At 74.2% G+C, this 15,835-nt stretch carries 15 protein-coding genes; 9 read left to right on the plus strand and 6 right to left on the minus strand.

The annotated features are described in order from the left end of the window. Nucleotides 1-40 precede the first annotated feature (40 nt). From LIU39_RS00520 to LIU39_RS00530, 3 genes are all read left to right on the plus strand, one after another. Nucleotides 41-478, plus strand: coding sequence for a GNAT family N-acetyltransferase (locus LIU39_RS00520; RefSeq protein ID WP_227043327.1), 438 nt, complete (start codon nt 41-43; stop codon nt 476-478). Nucleotides 479-786: 308 nt separating this feature from the next. Beyond that, nucleotides 787-1,992, plus strand: coding sequence for an aminotransferase class I/II-fold pyridoxal phosphate-dependent enzyme (locus LIU39_RS00525; protein WP_227043328.1), 1,206 nt, complete (start codon nt 787-789; stop codon nt 1,990-1,992). A 119-nt stretch (nt 1,993-2,111) separates the two neighbouring features. Beyond that, the gene (locus LIU39_RS00530; RefSeq protein WP_227043329.1) at nt 2,112-3,278 is read left to right on the plus strand and encodes an MBL fold metallo-hydrolase; all 1,167 of its coding nucleotides are present in this window, start codon (nt 2,112-2,114) and stop codon (nt 3,276-3,278) included. 375 nt (nt 3,279-3,653) lie between these two features. Here LIU39_RS00530 and LIU39_RS00535 read toward each other — a convergent pair whose 3' ends face one another. Both LIU39_RS00535 and LIU39_RS00540 read right to left on the minus strand, forming a co-directional pair. Further along, entirely contained in the window at nt 3,654-4,268 is a 615-nt protein-coding gene (locus LIU39_RS00535) for a DedA family protein (RefSeq protein ID WP_227043647.1), read from the minus strand. Between the two features lie 20 nt (nt 4,269-4,288). Then, a complete protein-coding gene (locus LIU39_RS00540) occupies nt 4,289-5,131 on the minus strand; it encodes an MBL fold metallo-hydrolase (protein WP_264482225.1) in 843 nt (280 codons plus the stop codon). A 239-nt stretch (nt 5,132-5,370) separates the two neighbouring features. Here LIU39_RS00540 and LIU39_RS00545 point away from each other — a divergent pair, with 239 nt between their 5' ends. Both LIU39_RS00545 and LIU39_RS00550 read left to right on the plus strand, forming a co-directional pair. Beyond that, nucleotides 5,371-7,512, plus strand: a complete 2,142-nt coding sequence (locus tag LIU39_RS00545; RefSeq protein WP_227043650.1) for a phage holin family protein — start codon at nt 5,371-5,373, stop codon at nt 7,510-7,512. 86 nt (nt 7,513-7,598) lie between these two features. Continuing rightward, entirely contained in the window at nt 7,599-8,951 is a 1,353-nt protein-coding gene (locus tag LIU39_RS00550) for an amino acid permease (protein WP_227043331.1), read from the plus strand. A 31-nt stretch (nt 8,952-8,982) separates the two neighbouring features. Here the strand turns inward: LIU39_RS00550 and LIU39_RS00555 are convergent, their stop codons facing one another. Further along, nucleotides 8,983-10,125: a M20 family metallopeptidase gene (locus LIU39_RS00555; RefSeq protein WP_227043332.1), complete on the minus strand. Its 1,143-nt coding sequence runs from the start codon at nt 10,123-10,125 to the stop codon at nt 8,983-8,985. Between the two features lie 273 nt (nt 10,126-10,398). Here LIU39_RS00555 and LIU39_RS00560 point away from each other — a divergent pair, with 273 nt between their 5' ends. Further along, entirely contained in the window at nt 10,399-10,707 is a 309-nt protein-coding gene (locus tag LIU39_RS00560) for a 4a-hydroxytetrahydrobiopterin dehydratase (protein ID WP_227043333.1), read from the plus strand. 13 nt (nt 10,708-10,720) lie between these two features. Here the strand turns inward: LIU39_RS00560 and LIU39_RS00565 are convergent, their stop codons facing one another. Then, the gene (locus LIU39_RS00565) at nt 10,721-11,734 is read right to left on the minus strand and encodes a YihY/virulence factor BrkB family protein (protein WP_227043334.1); all 1,014 of its coding nucleotides are present in this window, start codon (nt 11,732-11,734) and stop codon (nt 10,721-10,723) included. Nucleotides 11,735-12,062: 328 nt separating this feature from the next. Further along, a complete protein-coding gene (locus LIU39_RS00570; RefSeq protein WP_227043335.1) occupies nt 12,063-12,713 on the minus strand; it encodes a DUF6286 domain-containing protein in 651 nt (216 codons plus the stop codon). Between the two features lie 721 nt (nt 12,714-13,434). Here LIU39_RS00570 and LIU39_RS00575 point away from each other — a divergent pair. From LIU39_RS00575 to LIU39_RS00585, 3 genes are read left to right on the plus strand one after another with little or no spacing between them, the layout of a single operon-like run. Then, complete coding sequence (locus LIU39_RS00575) at nt 13,435-13,980, plus strand: RNA polymerase sigma factor (protein WP_227043336.1); 546 nt, start codon at nt 13,435-13,437, stop codon at nt 13,978-13,980. Beyond that, a complete protein-coding gene (locus LIU39_RS00580; RefSeq protein WP_227043337.1) occupies nt 13,971-14,582 on the plus strand; it encodes an Asp23/Gls24 family envelope stress response protein in 612 nt (203 codons plus the stop codon). Before LIU39_RS00575 ends, LIU39_RS00580 begins: the two co-directional genes overlap by 10 nt. Then, complete coding sequence (locus LIU39_RS00585; protein ID WP_227043339.1) at nt 14,579-14,968, plus strand: Asp23/Gls24 family envelope stress response protein; 390 nt, start codon at nt 14,579-14,581, stop codon at nt 14,966-14,968. The genes LIU39_RS00580 and LIU39_RS00585 overlap by 4 nt, the downstream gene beginning before the upstream one ends. Nucleotides 14,969-14,995: 27 nt before the next feature. Here LIU39_RS00585 and LIU39_RS00590 read toward each other — a convergent pair whose 3' ends face one another. Beyond that, nucleotides 14,996-15,835, minus strand: coding sequence for an endo alpha-1,4 polygalactosaminidase (locus LIU39_RS00590; protein ID WP_227043341.1), 840 nt, complete (start codon nt 15,833-15,835; stop codon nt 14,996-14,998).

The raw sequence follows: 15,835 nt of genomic DNA on the forward strand, positions 1-15,835 counted from the left end.
ATCCGGTTGCCGATCCGTCGTGCTGTGCTTGCATGCCCGGGTGATCAGGACACGGAACGACACCGACCTCGATGCCTGCGCGGCCGTCCTCGCCGACGTGCACACGCACAGCGGCTATCCGCACCACTGGCCCGCCGATCCGGTCCGCTGGCTCACCCCGGACGGGCTCACCGCCGCCTGGGTCGCCGATGACGGTGGCACCGTCCTCGGCCACGCCGCCCTGTGCGGTGACGAGGTCAGCCGCCTCTACGTCGCCCCCGCCGCCCGCGGCCAGGGCCTCGGCGGCCGCCTGCTGCGCGTCGCCCAGGACGCGGCCGCGGCCCGCGGACTGCGGCTCGTCCTGGACGTGAAGAGCACCGACCGCGCGGCCGTCGCCCTCTACGAACGGCACGGCTGGATCCGCACCGGCACCGGGCAGCAGGACTGGGGAACGGGCGAGCGCGTCACGGTGCACCGGTACGAGGCACCGGCCTCGTAGAACGGGCCGCCGCCCCCGCCCGCCATCCGGCGCCCGGCCTGCCAAGCCACCCGGCCCCGCCCCCATTCCGTCGCACGCACGAGCGACCCCCATGCCCCCATACGGCCCCGCCGCCCCCGGCCGGTAGGCCGCCAGGTGCGCTCCGCTGACGTGTCGAACCGCCGCCGTCCCCGCGATCTGCCAAGGTGGGCGAGGCGTGATTCATGTGATGGGCCCACGAACACCGGCCGGGGCCCAGCCCGCCGCACCGGGCCGCGGCCGGCCGCCGTCGGCCCCCCGTCCAGCCGTCGTGCAATGTGGAGGTACGGATGCAGCGGACCGCCCCGGATCCGCGTCCGGAGCCGGACCCGCAGGCCGGCTTCCCGGTGCTGCCCGAACTCGCCGCACACCTCTCCGCCGCAGCCGGCCGCGCCGACCCGGAACCCCCGGGCGGCTCCCGCACCCTGCGCGCCTCGGCCGCCGGCTACTGGGAACGCCGCGGCCTGGCCACCGACCCGGGTCACCTCCTCGCCGCCCCCGGCGCGCCCGCCCTGCTGCTGGCCCTGTACGCGGCGGCCGACGGAGCCGTGGTGCTGCCGCGGCCCTGCGCCGAGTGGTACGCGCCGCCGGCCCGGCTGCTGGGACGGCCGGTGCACCTCGCGCCGGTGCCCGCCGAATCGGGCGGCGTGCCCGATCCGTTCGCGTTCCTGGAGACCGTGCGCAGGGCCCGCATACAGGGTGAGACGCCCCGGGTCGTGGTGCTGTCCGTCGCGGATGACCCGACCGGCACCTGCCCGGCGCCCGAGCAGCTGCACGAGGTCTGTGAGGCGGCGGCGGGCGAGGGAATGTGGGTGATCAGCGACGAATCGCGCCGCGACCTGCTGCACGATCCGCACGACACCGTGGTCCTCAGCCCTGCCGAGATGCTGCCGGACGAGGTCGTGGTGCTGACCGACCTGCGGCCCACCCTTGTCCCCGCCTCCTGGCCCGCGGCACTGGCCCGCTTCCCCGCCACCGGCCGCGGCACCGCGCTCCACGCCGCAGCCCACGACGCGCTGACCGCCCTGCACTCCCCGCTCCCCGGGCCGCTGGCCTGCGCCGTCGGCCACGCCCTCGCCGAACCCGACGCCGTACGCGCCCGCACCGCGACGGCCGCACGCGTGTACGGCACCCTCGCCGCCGCCCTCTACCGCACCCTCACGGCGGCCGGGGCGCTCTGCCGCCCGCCGCGCTCGGGCAGCCACCTCTACGCCGACCTCGACCCGCTGCGCCGCCCGCTCGCGGCCGCGGGCATCGGCGGACCGGCGGCACTGGAGCGGGAGTTGCGGGCCTGGTCGGCGCGCGGCGGGCAGCGCTTCGGGGACGATCCGGGCGCGCTGCGGGTGCGGCTCGGGGCCGAGGCGCTGCTCGGCGGCGGCCCGGAGCTGCGCCGCCGCGTCCTGGACGTGCCCGACCCGCTCGAACTGCCGCAGATCGCCGAGGCGTTGGCCGGTCTCTCGGACGCCCTGACCCGACTCACCGCACGCGGCGGCTGACCGCGCCGCTGCCCGCCCCGGCAGCCACCGCCCGCCGCCGACGTGGGCCCCCGGCTCAACCCCCTGGCTCAATCCCCCGGCTCAATCCCCTGGTTCATTCCACCGAATGGAGCCCCTCGATGACCGAACAGACCGAGCGCTCCGTCGCCGAGCGCGCGCTCGCCGAGCCGGCCGGGCCGCCCGCCGTGCCCGACGTGTCCGCCCCCGTCGAGCGGGCACCGGGCGGGAGGGGCCAGGTACCGGGCGACGCCGGGCAGGTCCGCGGCACGCTGCCCGCCGCCGCGACACCCATCGCCCCGCCGCCGCTCACCGAACCGCGCCCCCTCGGTGAACCGCGCAGCTGGCCCAGGGACTTCACCGACCGGCTGACCGCCCCCCTGCCCGGTGTCCGCGCGCTGGCCAGGATCGCCAGGGAAGGCAAGCTGCGCCCGGCTGAAGAAGCCATGCAGCAGATCCAGGACCTCCCCTTCGCGCCCGGCCCGCTGCCCCCGGCAGGACCGGACACCGTCGCCCTGACCTGGGCGGGGCACGCCAGTTGGGTCGTCAGGATCGGCGGTCTCACCGTGCTGACCGACCCCGTCTGGTCCCGCAGGATCCTCGGTACGCCGCCCCGGGTCACCCCCGTGGGAGTCCGCTGGGAGGACCTGCCGCAGGTCGACGCGGTGGTCATCAGCCACAACCACTACGACCACCTCGACGCCCCCACCCTCAAGCGCCTGCCCCGCACCACCCCGCTCCTGCTCCCCGCGGGTCTGGCGCCCTGGGCCCGCCGCCGCGGCTTCACCCAGGTCACCGAGCTGGACTGGTGGGAAGCGGTCGAACTCCCCGCGCCCGAAGGCCCCGTACGCTTCGACTTCGTGCCCGCGCACCACTGGAGCAAGCGCACCCTCGTCGACACCTGCCGCACCCTGTGGGGCGGCTGGCTGCTCACCGCACCCGACGGCCGGCGGGTGCACTTCGCGGGGGACACCGGATACGGCCACTGGTTCGAGGAGATCGGCCGCCGCTACCCCGGCATCGACCTGGCGCTGCTGCCCATCGGCGCCTACGACCCGCGCTGGATGCTGCGCCCGGTGCACACCGACCCCGAAGAGGCGGTGCGGGCCTGCCAGGACGTCGGCGCCCGGGTGCTGGCCCCGATGCACTGGTCCACGTTCCTGCTCTCCGGCGAGCCGCCGATGGAACCGCTGCACCGCGTCCGCGCCGCCTGGGCCGCCACCGGACGCCCCCGCGACGACCTCTGGGACCTGCCGGTCGGCGCCTCCCGCACGCTGCCCGCTCCCTAGGTGTATTGCCCTGTGAGGTTGGGGACGCGGGGCCGTACGCCGGTTCCGCTCGGACCGCTTCCGCTTCGATGACCGCTGACGCGGGCTGCGTCGGCAGGATGCGGTGGAGCCGGCATCCGCTGCGGGTGAGGAGACCACCGAACTCGGCGGCGGTGCGTTGACGTCCTGGAGCGCCATCGAACGACGGCAGGCGCGGCAGGCGTCCAAGGAACCCGGACATTCCGGGGCGTGCTGTTGCCGGGGAACGGACAGCTGCCGGCGATGTGCGCGTCGGCCTGGCCGGTGAGCGAGGTCATCGCGTGGTCGAAGAGACAGCTCTCGTCGGGCGTGGTGTCCAGGTGGACGAAGAGCGGAACCCCGTGGGCGGCCGCGAAGTCACGCCTCGCCGTGCTGCTGCCGGGGCCGCAGCCGCCGCCACAGTGCGGGCACCGCGCCGACCACGACGGTCAGGGCCACCGCGGCGACCACGCCTTCCCACGGCTCGCCGAACAGTGAACCGCCGGCCAACCCGATGAGCTGGTACGTCGCCGCCCACGCCAGGCACGCGGGGAGGTCGCCGCGGGCGAACGTGCGCAGCGGCATCGCCGACAGCAGACAGGCCAGCATGATCGGGATCCGGCCGGCCGGCACCAGCCGCGACAGCACCAGCACCAGCACGCCGTGCGCGCGCAGTTTCTGCTGCGCCTGCTCAAGGCGCTCCGGCGCGGACCGTGCACGCAGCCGCTCCAGCCAGCGCGATCCGCCCCGGGAGTGCGTGCCGCGGCTGCCCAGCCAGTACAGCCCCAGGTCACCCAGGAACGCCGCGAACGACGCCACGGCGAAGACGATCAACAGGGCGAACGGCGACGACTGGTGGAAGGCCACCACGGCCGCCGAGCTGACCACCGCGCCTGTCGGCACCACCGGCACCAGCGCCCCCAGTACCACCAGCAGAAAGAGCGACGGGTACCCCACCGCCTGCTGCGTCGACTCCGGTGGGACGTCCGCCATCAGTGCCACGGCCGCCGGCATCATCGCGCGACCACCGGCCGTACCGACTCGCCGTGCCCGAGCCGGTGCACCGTCACTTCCGGCGCCAGCAGCGCGACCTGACGCGCGAACTCTTCGCCGGGGGAGTGGAATTCATGCGGCCGCACCGCATCCAGGCCGATCGGCCAGTACGTGCCGTAGTGCACCGGCACGGCACTGGCGGGCGCCAGCAGCGCCACCGCCTCGGCCGCCCGCCGCGGGTTCAGGTGCCCGCTGCCCAGGAACGGCCCCCAGCCACCCACCGGCAGCAGCGCCACCTCGCACGGACCGACCGCCTCCGCCATCCCGTCGAACAGGCCGGTGTCGCCCGCGAAGTACGTCCGTACCGTGCCGCGCACGACGTAGCCGAGCGCGGGTGACCGGTGCGGCCCGTACGGCAGTCGCCGCCCGTCGTGCGCCGCGCGCACCGCCCGTACGGTCACCGTGCCCGCGCCGTCGGCGGCGCCGGCCTCCAGGACGTCCCCTGGCACGACTTCGGTGACCCGCAGTCCGCGCGCCGCGGCCACCCGCCGCAGGCCGGGCACCGCGGCACGCGCGCCGGCCGGCACCACAAGGCGCGTCCCGGGCGCGAGTCCGGCGAGCGAGGCGGGGTGCAGATGATCGGCGTGCAGATGCGACACCAGGACCAGGTCGGCCCGCGCGGCACCGGGCGGCGGCAGCGCGCCGCTGCGCCGCCGCAGATGGGCCAGCCGGCGGGTGAACAGCGGATCGGTCAGCACCCGCACCCCGGAGTCCTCGATCGTCGCGGTGGCATGTCCCCACCAGGTGACCTCCGGCACCGCTGACCTCCCGACTCGTGGCACTGCCCCTCGATCCTGCCTCATCCCGCCCGGGGTGCGGCGCGGGGGACCGGAAAGCGGGGGCGGGGTGCCGGACGGCCGTGCTGCGGACGGATATACAGGGGCATTCGGAGCAATGTCCACATAACGGGGCACAGGTCATCGACCGGTCCGTTTATGACACGCTTGGCGGGATGCCCGTGCCGCCCGGCGCGGGCCTGAGCGTGAGGTGGTAGGGCGTGCGGACGCCACGGTGGAGGACTCTCGGTGGCGCCCTGTGGCGGATGCTCGCGGTGTGGGCCGTGTCCAGCCTCACCCTGCTGCTGCTCGCCGCGGTGCTGCCCGACTTCCGCCTCCAGTCGCAAAGCGGCGACAGCTTCACCCGCACCGCCCTCACCGCGGCCCTCGGCGCCGGCGCCTTCGGCCTGCTCAGTGCTCTGGTCTGGCCGCTGCTCGTACGCGCCCTGCTGCTGGTGCCCGCCCTCGTCCTCGGCCTGCTGGTCTTCTTCCTCAACGGCTCCCTGCTGCTGCTCGCCCTCGGCCTGATCCCCGAAGGCCGTGGCCAGGCCGCACCCGAGACCGCCGTGATCGTCGCCGCCGTGATGTCCGCGACCTCATCGGCCACCTCCGGCTTCCTGGCCGTACGCAACGACGAGGCGTACCGCCGCCGACTGGTGCGGCTCGCGGGCCGGCGCGGCCGCCGGGCCGGTGCCGCCCCCGGCCCCCGCACCCCCGGCACCCTCTTCCTCCAGCTCGACGGCCTGGGGCACGACCTGCTGCGGGAGGCGACCGAGGGCGAGCGGCCGCTGATGGCGACCGTCGCCCGCTGGCGGGCCACCAGCCACCGCCTCACCCCTTGGCGCACGGACTGGTCGAGCCAGACCGGCGCCAGCCAGCTCGGCATCCTGCACGGCAGCAACGAAGACCTGCCGGCCTTCCGCTGGTACGAGAAGGAGACCGGCCAACTCGTCGTCAGCAACCGGCCCACCAGCGCCGCCGAACTCCAGCGCCGGGCCGTCGAGCGCACCGGCGACGGCGGCCTGCTCGCCTACGACGGCGCCAGCCGCGGCAACCTCTTCAGCGGCGGCGCCGACCAGGTCGCGCTGGTCATGTCGGTCGCCGCCCGCCGCGGCCGGTACAACCGCTCCCGGGCCGGCTACTTCGCGTACTTCTCCGACCCCGGCAACGCCACCCGCACCGCCGTCTCCTTCTTCGCCGAGATCTTCCGCGAGATCGCCCAGTCGCTGCGCACCCGCTTCTGCCGGGAGCTGCCGCGGGTCAAGCGCGGCGGCCTCTACCCCGTCATCCGTGCCTTCGCGACCGTCGTCGAACGCGATGTGGTGGTCGCGGCCGTCGTCGGCGACATGCTCGCCGGGCGCGCCGCCGTCTACGCGGACCTGGTCGCCTACGACGAGGTGGCGCACCACTCGGGGCCGAGCCACCGCGACACCCACCAGGTGCTGCGCAGCCTGGACCGGGCCGTCGCGCTGATCGCCAAGGCGTCCCGGCACGCCCCGCGCCCGTACCGCATCGTGCTGCTCTCGGACCACGGCCAGAGCCCCGGCGTGACCTTCCTCGATCGGTACGGGCTGCGCCTGGGCGACCTGGTGCGGGCCGGCTGCGGGCTGCCGGTGCCGCGGCGGGCGGGGCGGACCCGCAGCGGCGCCGAGGCCAGGCAGGCGGCGCGGGCCGCGCTGCACCGCCCGGAGGAGATGGACGGGCACAGCAGGTCCCAGCCGGTGGTGCTGGCCTCCGGCAACCTCGGCCTGGTGTCGTTCCCCGACATACCGGGCCGGGTCACCCGCGAGGAGCTGGACCGCAGGAATCCCGCGCTGCTCGGCACCCTCGCCAATCACCCCGGCATCGGTTTCCTGCTGGTCCGCTCGGCGGAACACGGCGCCGTGGTGCTCGGCCCGGCCGGCGCCGAGCACCATCTGGACACCGGCCGCGTCATCGGGACCGACCCGCTCGCCGCGTTCGGCGAGGGCGCCGCCGACGCGGTACGCCGCACCGACCGCTTCCCGCACGTCGCCGACATCATGGTCAACTCCGCCTACGACCCGGCGACGGGCGAGGTGCACGCCTTCGAGGAGCAGATCGGCTCGCACGGCGGTCTCGGCGGCGCGCAGGGCCATCCGTTCCTGCTGTGGCCCGAGGAGCTGTCGCCGCCGGTGCCGGACGGCGGGCCGCTGGTCGGTGCCGAGCAGGTGCACCGCGTCCTGCGCCGCTGGCTGCGCGAGGAGGACGGTCCGCAGCTGCCCCTCACCACCGGGGCGGGGCGGTTCCACGGGCAGTCCGTACTGCTGTCCCACGCGTCCGCCGCCGCGTCGCGCGCCACGGACGAGGCGAACGAACTACGGTCCGAAACGGTCAAGCCCGAAGGTTTTCCGTCGCACGACTACCCGTCACAGGACAAAAACCGCTGATTTGGGGGCGGGTGTCCATTCGCCGACGATAGGGAGTCGCTCGGCAATCCCGGGTGCACCACGCACGACGAGAGGCCCACCACGCCATGCACGACCGGCACACCCGCCGCTTCGGTCTCGGAACCGCCACCTGCCTGGTGATGGGCAACATCATCGGCGGCGGCATCTTCCTGCTGCCGGCGTCCGTGGCCCCCTTCGGCACCGTCAGCCTCGTCGCCTTCGGCGTCCTGACCCTCGGCGCCCTCGCCCTCGCCCTGGTCTTCGGCCGGCTGGCCAGGCGCCACCCCGACACCGGCGGCCCCTACGTCTACGCCCGCGAGGCGTTCGGCGACTTCGCGGGCTTCCTGTCCGCCTGGTCGTACTGGACCATGACCTGGGTCAGCAACGCGGCCCTCGCGGTCGCCGCCGTCGGCTACGTCCACGTCCTCTTCCCCGGGCACGCCTCGCGCGGCACGGACCTTGTGGTGGCCCTGGGCGCGCTGTGGCTGCCGGCCCTCGCCAACTTCGCCGGCACCCGCTACGTCGGCGCCGTCCAACTGGTCTCCACCGTCCTCAAGTTCGTCCCGCTGCTGTTCATCGCCGTCGTCGGGATGTTCTTCTTCGACCCGGACAATCTCGGCTCCTTCAACGCCGGCGGCCACAGCACCCTCGGCGGCATGTCGGCGGCCGCGGCGATCCTGCTCTACAGCTACGTCGGTGTGGAGTCCGCCGCGATGAGCGCGGGCGAGGTCCGCGACCCGGAGCGCAACGTCGGACGGGCGACCGTACTCGGCACCGTCGGCGCCGCCGTCGTCTACCTCCTGGGCACCCTCGCGGTCTTCGGCACCGTCGCCCACGACAAGCTGGTCGCCTCCAAGGCGCCGTTCTCGGACGCGGTCAACGCGATGTTCGGCGGCCAGTGGGGCGGCACCGTCATCGCGGCGGCCGCCGTCGTCTCCATCATCGGCGCGCTCAACGGCTGGACGCTGATGAGCGCCCAATCGCCGTACGCGGCCGCCAAGGACGGGCTCTTCCCCGCCGCCTTCCTCACCAAGCGGCGCGGCGTACCGACCTTCGGCGTTCTCGCCGCCGTGGTGCTGGCGAGCGCCCTCACGGTGATCAACTACCTGACGGGGACCAGCGGCGTCTTCGAGATCCTGGTGCTGATCACCACCTTCTCGGCGACCGTCCCCTACCTCCTCGCGGCCGGCGCCCAGATCTACTTCCTGCTCTCCGGACAGCGCGACAAGGTCCGCCCGGCCCGCTTCGCCCGCGACCTGACCCTCGCGCTCGCCGCCTTCGGCTTCACCTTCTGGCTCGTCGCCGGCGCCGGCTACGCCGCGATCTACCAGGGCGTGCTCTTCCTCTTCGCCGGCATCCTCGTCTACGCCTTCATGTCGGCCCGCCGGAAGGGCCGCGCCGGGGCGGAGCCGGAACCGGCCGCCGTCGAAAGCCCGTAGAACCGCCCGGCAGCCGCGGGCCGCACGGACCTCAGCCCTCCCGGCGCCCGCCGGCCCGCTCGTGCCAGCGCGCGAGAAGCCGCTCCAGCGCCTCGGCCGACGCATGGACCGCGGCCACGGAACAGCTCTCGTCCGTGACATGAGCCTGTTCCGGCTCGCCCGGCCCGTACAGCAGCACGGCAGGACCGCCCAGCTTCCCGGCGAGCACCGAGGCATCGGTGAAGTACGTGGCGCAGCACGGCTCCTGGCCGCCCGCGGCGGGCGCCGCGCCCGGCACCAGCACGCCGGTCAGCTCGCGGGCGAGAGCGTCGCCCGGGTCGGTGGCGACGCTCGGCAGGTCGAGGATCCGCTCGACGGTGACCTCCGCCGCGCCCTCCTCTGCCGCGCACTGCCGGACCACCCGGCGGATCTCGGCCACCGCATCGGCGGAACTGAAGCCCGGCACCGTGCGCACGTCGAGGGTGAGTTCGGCACGGTCGGGGACGAGGTTGGGCTGGATCCCGGCGTGGAACGTGCCGACGTTGACGGTGGCCGCACCATGGGTCGCACTGTGCGGCCAGTCGCCGTGCTCGTGGATGCGCTGCGCGGCGGCGGCCAGCTTGACCAGCGCGTTGTCGCCCAGCTCGGGCCGCGAGCCGTGCGCGCTGCGGCCGTGCGCGGTCAGCCGCAGCCACAGCGCGCCCTTGTGCCCCAGGACGACGCGGTTGGCGGTGGGCTCGGCCACCAGCAGCGCGGGGCTCGGCGCCAGCCCGTCCAGCGCCGCGGCGCCCTCGCAGCCGGTCTCCTCGCCGAAGGTGAAAACGAGCTGTACTGCCGTGCCGGGGGAGTGCGCCGCATGCCGCGTGGCGGCGCACACGATGCCCGCCACACCGGCCTTCATGTCACTGCTGCCGCGACCGCGCAGCCGGCCGCCGTGGATCTCGCCGCTCAGCGGATCGAACGACCAGCCGGACGCGTCGGCGGGCACGGTGTCCAGGTGCCCGGTCAGGGTGATCGGGGTGCCGGACCCGCGGACCGCGACGAGATTGGCGCGCCCCGCCTCCGGCTCGTCGACCCGGACGGCGAATCCGGCGTCCTCCAGGAGCGTGGCCAAAAACGCCGCGGCCGGTTTCTCGGCACCGCCCCGCGTGTCCATCCTGACGAGCTGCTGGGCGAGCGTCACGGCGTCGTACACGCGGGGTCTCCTGCCGGATGGGAGGGCGGCTGCGCAGAGCCGGGGGCGACACCATCCGACCAGATGTTGCGCACGTTGCGCAAGAGTTGTTTCGGTGGGATGCCGCGTTGTGTGGGGTTCGGAGTGCTGGACGTGCAGGGGTGCGATCCGGGATGTCGCCGGTATTTGCGCAAAGATGACGAGTGCCGGCCGGACGCAGCGGTGCGCGCGGCGTGCCAGGCTGGTAGGCGCGAGCCCACTGGTGCGGGTGCCGGAGTGAGGGAGATGAGTGCGATGGCCAAGGTGGAACCGCTCGGCGACGAGGAGATCGAGGGCCGCCTCGCGGAGCTGCCCGGATGGTCGGCGTCCGACGGCATGCTGCGGCGCAGCTACCGCTTCACCGGGCACCTACCGGCCGCCGTGATGGTCGTCCATATCGCCCGGATCCAGGACGAGTTGGACCACCATGCGGATCTCACCCTCGGCTACCACGACGTGACCGTGGCGGTGAACACGCACAGCATCGGCGGCCGGATCACCGCACTCGACTTCGGCCTGGCCCGGCGCATCGAGGCCATCGCACCCGGCCACGGGGCGAGGTGAGGGTCGCAGCTGCTCAGACGTCTCGTTCTTCGCGCCCCACCGCGGCCGGCCCGGATCCCGGAGGCGCAGCGCCCTCCGCCTCGGCGCCGGCGTCCGGCCGCGCCCCGCGCTTCCGGCCCGGCACCACCCAGCCTGCACGGGCCAGTTCGACGTTGAACTGGGCACCGGACAGCAGCGACAGGTGCGAGAACCACAGCCAGATGAGGAAGACCAGCGGCCCGGCGAGCGAACCGTAGAGGCGGTTGAAGGTGCCGACGTAGGACGCGTAGAACGTGAACGCCGCGGACGACACCAGCCACATCAGGACCGAGACCACCCCGCCCGGGACCGCCCGGCGCACCCCGCGGGAACTCGGCGGTCCCGACCGGAACAGCACCATCACCAAGACCACCGCCAACACCAGCAGCAGCGGCCACTGAAGGATGCTCCAGGTGTCCGCGCCGACCGCGCCGAGCCTCAGCGACCGGCTGACCGCCGACGCGATCGGACCGCTGATCAGCAGTGCCACCGCGCTGCTGATCAGCAGCGCCATCAGCAGCAGCGCGGTGGCGAGGATGCGCGGCGCCTTGCGCCACGGCGGCCGGTCGTCCCGCACGCGGTTCATGGCGTGCAACGCCCGCCGGAACACCGCCAGATAGCTGCACGACGACCACAGCGCGCTGACCAGCGCGCCGCTCACCAGCAGCCAGGCGGCGGTCCGCTGATGCGCCATGCCGACCAGCGCGCGCCGCAGGGTCGGGCCGGACTCGGCAGGGGCGATCGACGTGAGCTGGTTGATCAGCTGTTCGGTCGCCGCGGGGTCGGCGAGCCCGATCAGCGACACCGTCACGATCAGCGAAGGCAGCAGCGCCAGGACGGAGTAGTACGTCAGGCTCGCCGCCCAGTCCGTCACATCGTCGTTCCAGACCGACACCGGCGTACGGCGCAGCGCGGTACGGCACTGCGCCCAGCTCGGGAGCGGCGCCGCATCTGACCGCCCCGGGGCGCCGTCCCGAACGGTGTCCGGCGGCGAGGTGTCAGCGCACACGTCGGCCTCCAGGAGCCTGGGCCCGAAAGGGCAGCCCGCCGCGCAGCCGGACCCGGCCGATGCTGCGCCGGGCAGCGTCCAACGGCCCGTCGGGCACGGCACGGCTGCCCGCCGGAAGGGCCGGTTCCGGCAGCACCGCCGCACGGACGCAGGCCGCCGATCCGCACAGAGCCGGCAGCGTCCGCTTCAGCTCACGGCGCATACCGCTCCCGCCCATGTCGCATCCCTCATCTCGTATCCCCCATGTCATATCCGTCCTTCGTGTCGATGCGGGTGCCGATGTGGCGGGGGTGTGGGGTGGTCCTGGTGGCGGGGGTGTGGCGGTGGGTCACGGGATCCGGGGGCGGTAGCCGACCGGGGCGATGCGGATCACCAGACGGGGCGGGCGGACGAGGCCCAACCTGTCGCGGCGGGCGGCGAGTTCGGCGGTGAGTGCGTCGAGGGCCTCGGTGGGATCGCCGAAGGCCAGTACCGCCCGTACCACGGCCCGCCGGCCGCGCACCCGCACCCGGGCGCCCGATATGCCCGGCACCCGCAGGGCCGTATCCCGCAGCAGGGCGCCGACGCCCCGGCGGTCGAGCGAAGTCCGTACGCCCGGCAGCAGCGGTTCCCCGGCCAACTCCCGGCGTGCGCCCGGCGTGAGCGCCAGCACCACCATCGCCACCCCGGCCAGCGCGAGGGCCGAAGCGCCGCCGATCACCCACCAGTCGGTGGTGTGCACGGCGGCCGGTACGCCGCTCAACCAGTCCGGCCACGAGGGCGGTTGACCTCCGAAGGAGGCCGTGAAGCGCGGCGCGAGCAGGGCGGCGCAGCCGATCAGACCCATGAGGGCGGGCAGCACCACGGGCCCACGGCGCACCGACCTGACCCGCCGACGGCCGCGCGGCCGCCCGCCGCCCCGGCCGTCCGCACCGGCGCCCTCCGCCCCGTACGGCTTCTGCGCGGCGGCCCTCGCCGCCGCCACCTCACGACGATCCATCGCCGTCCTCCTCACGCCGCCCACCGGCCTCTCCGGCTTCATCGGCCACTCCGGCCCCGCCGGGCATTCCACCCCGTCCGACCCGCCTGCCCGCTGCCCAGCTGAAGTCAACCTCATGAGCTCGACCCGCCGGGCCCGGCCCCCGCCCACCGGCCGCTTCCCGCCCAGCGCCGCGCGCCACTCCGGGGAGACCACCCGCGAACCCGCCGAAATGCCCGGCCGGGCCCAGCGTCATGCCCGTCGGCAGGCCGGTCCCTGATGCGTTCATCGGTACGTCCCCCCCCATCGGCTCGGCGTGTCCCCGTAAGGGCACGGTACGTGCACCGTGCCGCCCGGCGCGTCCTCCCGGGGGCTGGAGATGAGCCGTCCGTCCCCTCCGGGTTCCCCGGCGGGGAACCCGGAGGGCCGGTACGCGCCCGCCTGGGCGGCGGCCGGAGCGGTGGAGTTCGCGGCCACCGCCGTGGCCCTCGCCATCGGCTCCTCGTCCGGTCCGGCGTCACGGCGCCCCCGCCTCCACGTTCGCGCCGCGGGGGCCGCGGCGCACGGACCGGTCACCCGGTGTCCGCCGGTCGTCACGCACGACAGGCGGGAAATTTTCGGCCGGAATGCCCGCCCATCCGCAGTCCGATCGGTTACGAATCTCCTGTGTGAGGATTTTTGCCCCGAGCTGTCCAAGAGGCGGCAGGGGCGACGACCGCGCACGGAGGAGAGGAGCCGATGAGTGCCAGGACCCAGCGATGCCCTGCTGGCCGTACGTGCCGGGGAGGGGGACGAAGGGGCCTTCGAGGTGCTGGTACGCCGCCACAGCGGGCTGCTCCTGAGCCTCGCCACCCGGCTGCTCGGCAGCCGTGCCGACGCGGAGGACGCCGTGCAGGAGGCGTTCGTCAGCGCCTGGCGGAGAATGCCGGAATTCCGGGGCGATGCCATGTTCTCCACCTGGATATACCGGATCGTCACCAACCGGTGCCTGAACGTGCTGCGGAGCCGCCGCCCCACCCAGGACCTCGGCTCGGTCCCCGAACCGACCGCTCCGGAGCACGCGTCATCGCCGGGGCGCGCCGCGGAATCCACCGCGGCCGTCGAGGCACTGTCCGAGGCCCTCACCGGCCTCACCCCCGAGCAGCGCGCCTGCTGGGTGCTGCGTGAACTGCACGGCCTGTCGTACGAGGAGATCGCCGAGGTCGTGGGCACCAGCCACCAGGCGGTGCGTGGCAGGGTTTTCCGCGCACGCCGCTATCTGACGGAGGTGATGGGCGCATGGCGCTAGCCGAGGACGACGACCCGACCCTGCCGTGCGGCCGCACGCTGTCGTCGGTATGGAGCCGGGCGGAGGAAGACGAGGGGGCGGCGGACGATCCGCACCTCGCCGAGTGCCCGTACTGCCGTGAGGCGCTGAGCCGCCTCGGCGTGCTGCACCGCTACGTCAGCGAGACGCGGCAGGCGGACGAGGCCGAGAGCGCGGGGGCGCATGCGGAGCGGATCGCGGAGCGCTTCACCGCGCGGGTGATGGACCTGGTCAGGACCGAACTCCGGCCCGGACGCACGCTGCCGCTCGGCGAGCCCGATGACGACGCCTGGATCACCGAGGCAGCGGCGGCGAAGGCGTTCAGAACCGCGGCGGAGCGGCTGCCCGGCGTGCACGCGGGCAGCTGCCGGGTCACCCTGACCGCTCCCGGAGGGCCGGTGAAGGTGGTCATGGAACTGGCGGCCGGTCTCACGTGGCCCGTGCCCGAACTGGCCGAGCGGGTCCGCCGGCAGATCCGGTCCGCCGCCGGGGACGGAGTCGGCATGTACGTCGCAGAGATCGATGTACGTGTCGTGGACCTGCTGGATGACACCGGGGACGACAAGGAGGAGGGCCCCGCATGAGCCGGCCGCAAGGGGATCAGTCACCACGGCATCAGCCGCAACAGCACGCACGGGTGCTGAAGGCCGCGGCCGAAGCCGCACGGGAGACGCCGGGCGTCGCCTTTCTGCGGCCCGGCCTGGGCGACCTGCTGCGTGGCGCGGTGCCGCGCAGGTCAGGCGGCGGCCCGGCGGCCGACACCCGCATGACCGGTGTACGGGCGGAGCGCCAGGACCACCCCGAACGCTGGCACCTGCGCATCCACCTCGCGGTCCGCACCGGCCACCGGGCCCTCGACGTCACCCGTGCCGTCCGGGCCCGCACCGGGACCGCCGTACGGGAAGCACTCGCCGACGGCGGCCCGGCCCCCGCGGTGAGCATCACGGTGACGGTCACCGACATCACCTGAAAACCTGCTGCTTCCCGGCGCCACAGGTCAGCAGTGCCGGTGGACGTACCCGCTCTCGTCCTTCGGGCGGACGTCGCGGTCGCGCAGGACGAGGGAGAGGGACGAGCCCCAGGACTTGCAGGCCGCGGTGAGGTCCTGCGCCCGGTACTCGATGTCGAAGACCCGGTTGTCGTAGGCCGTCGCGAACTGCTCGCACTCCTGATAGCGGCCGCATTCTTCGGTCACGGCGAAGTCGAAGCCGATACGGGCGTGTTCGCCGACCAGGTCCGTGGTGTTCTTCTGGGCGATGGCCAGGCCCTGCCGGTGGGCGCGTGCGGCGAGCAGGCGGGCGAAGGCCGCCGCGTCGTCGGCGTCGAGCAGGCCGTGCGAGCGCTGGTAGGAGTCGAGATTGTCGGGCTCCACCGCGTCGAAGCCCGCGGTGGCGCATCCGTCGATCCAGCGGCCCACCACCTCGGCCAGCGCGGCACGCCGCGATCCGGTCGAGATGTCCAGCAGGGGCTCGTCCCAGTCCTCGTCGATGACCAGGTCGCCGTCGGGCCCGCCCTTCCGCAGGAGCAGTTCCGGGTGGTGCCGCTGCCACCAGCGCACCGTCTCCTTGCCGGGCTGGGTCTGGAACGCGTTGACGTAGCAGACGTTGTAGAGACCCGGCACGGGCTTCGCGGTGCGGTCGCGGGAGACCACCCGCACATCGGGTGCGGGCCGGTAGGGGCCGCCCAGTTGGTAGTCGAACGCGGCGTGGGCCCGCGGCCGCCGTACGTCCCCGGTCGCGTCCCCGGTCGCGGCGGACGCTCCGGAGTGCGGCCCTCCGGAACCGGTGGCGGGGGTGCACCCCGCGAGGCAGGCCAGTATCAGGAGGAGCGCGGGCAC

This window comes from Streptomyces pinistramenti, from assembly GCF_020564935.1.
Taxonomy (GTDB): Bacteria; Actinomycetota; Actinomycetes; order Streptomycetales; family Streptomycetaceae; genus Streptomyces; species Streptomyces pinistramenti.

Coding starts and splice junctions, on each gene's coding strand:
- LIU39_RS00525 (WP_227043328.1), top strand. CDS start 787: ATGCAGCGGACCGCCCCGGATCCGCGTCCGGAGCCGGACCCGCAGGCC.
- LIU39_RS00530 (WP_227043329.1), top strand. CDS start 2,112: ATGACCGAACAGACCGAGCGCTCCGTCGCCGAGCGCGCGCTCGCCGAG.
- LIU39_RS00535 (WP_227043647.1), bottom strand. CDS start 4,268: ATGGCGGACGTCCCACCGGAGTCGACGCAGCAGGCGGTGGGGTACCCG.
- LIU39_RS00540 (WP_264482225.1), bottom strand. CDS start 5,131: ATGAGGCAGGATCGAGGGGCAGTGCCACGAGTCGGGAGGTCAGCGGTG.
- LIU39_RS00545 (WP_227043650.1), top strand. CDS start 5,371: ATGCTCGCGGTGTGGGCCGTGTCCAGCCTCACCCTGCTGCTGCTCGCC.
- LIU39_RS00550 (WP_227043331.1), top strand. CDS start 7,599: ATGCACGACCGGCACACCCGCCGCTTCGGTCTCGGAACCGCCACCTGC.
- LIU39_RS00560 (WP_227043333.1), top strand. CDS start 10,399: ATGGCCAAGGTGGAACCGCTCGGCGACGAGGAGATCGAGGGCCGCCTC.
- LIU39_RS00570 (WP_227043335.1), bottom strand. CDS start 12,713: ATGGATCGTCGTGAGGTGGCGGCGGCGAGGGCCGCCGCGCAGAAGCCG.
- LIU39_RS00580 (WP_227043337.1), top strand. CDS start 13,971: ATGGCGCTAGCCGAGGACGACGACCCGACCCTGCCGTGCGGCCGCACG.
- LIU39_RS00585 (WP_227043339.1), top strand. CDS start 14,579: ATGAGCCGGCCGCAAGGGGATCAGTCACCACGGCATCAGCCGCAACAG.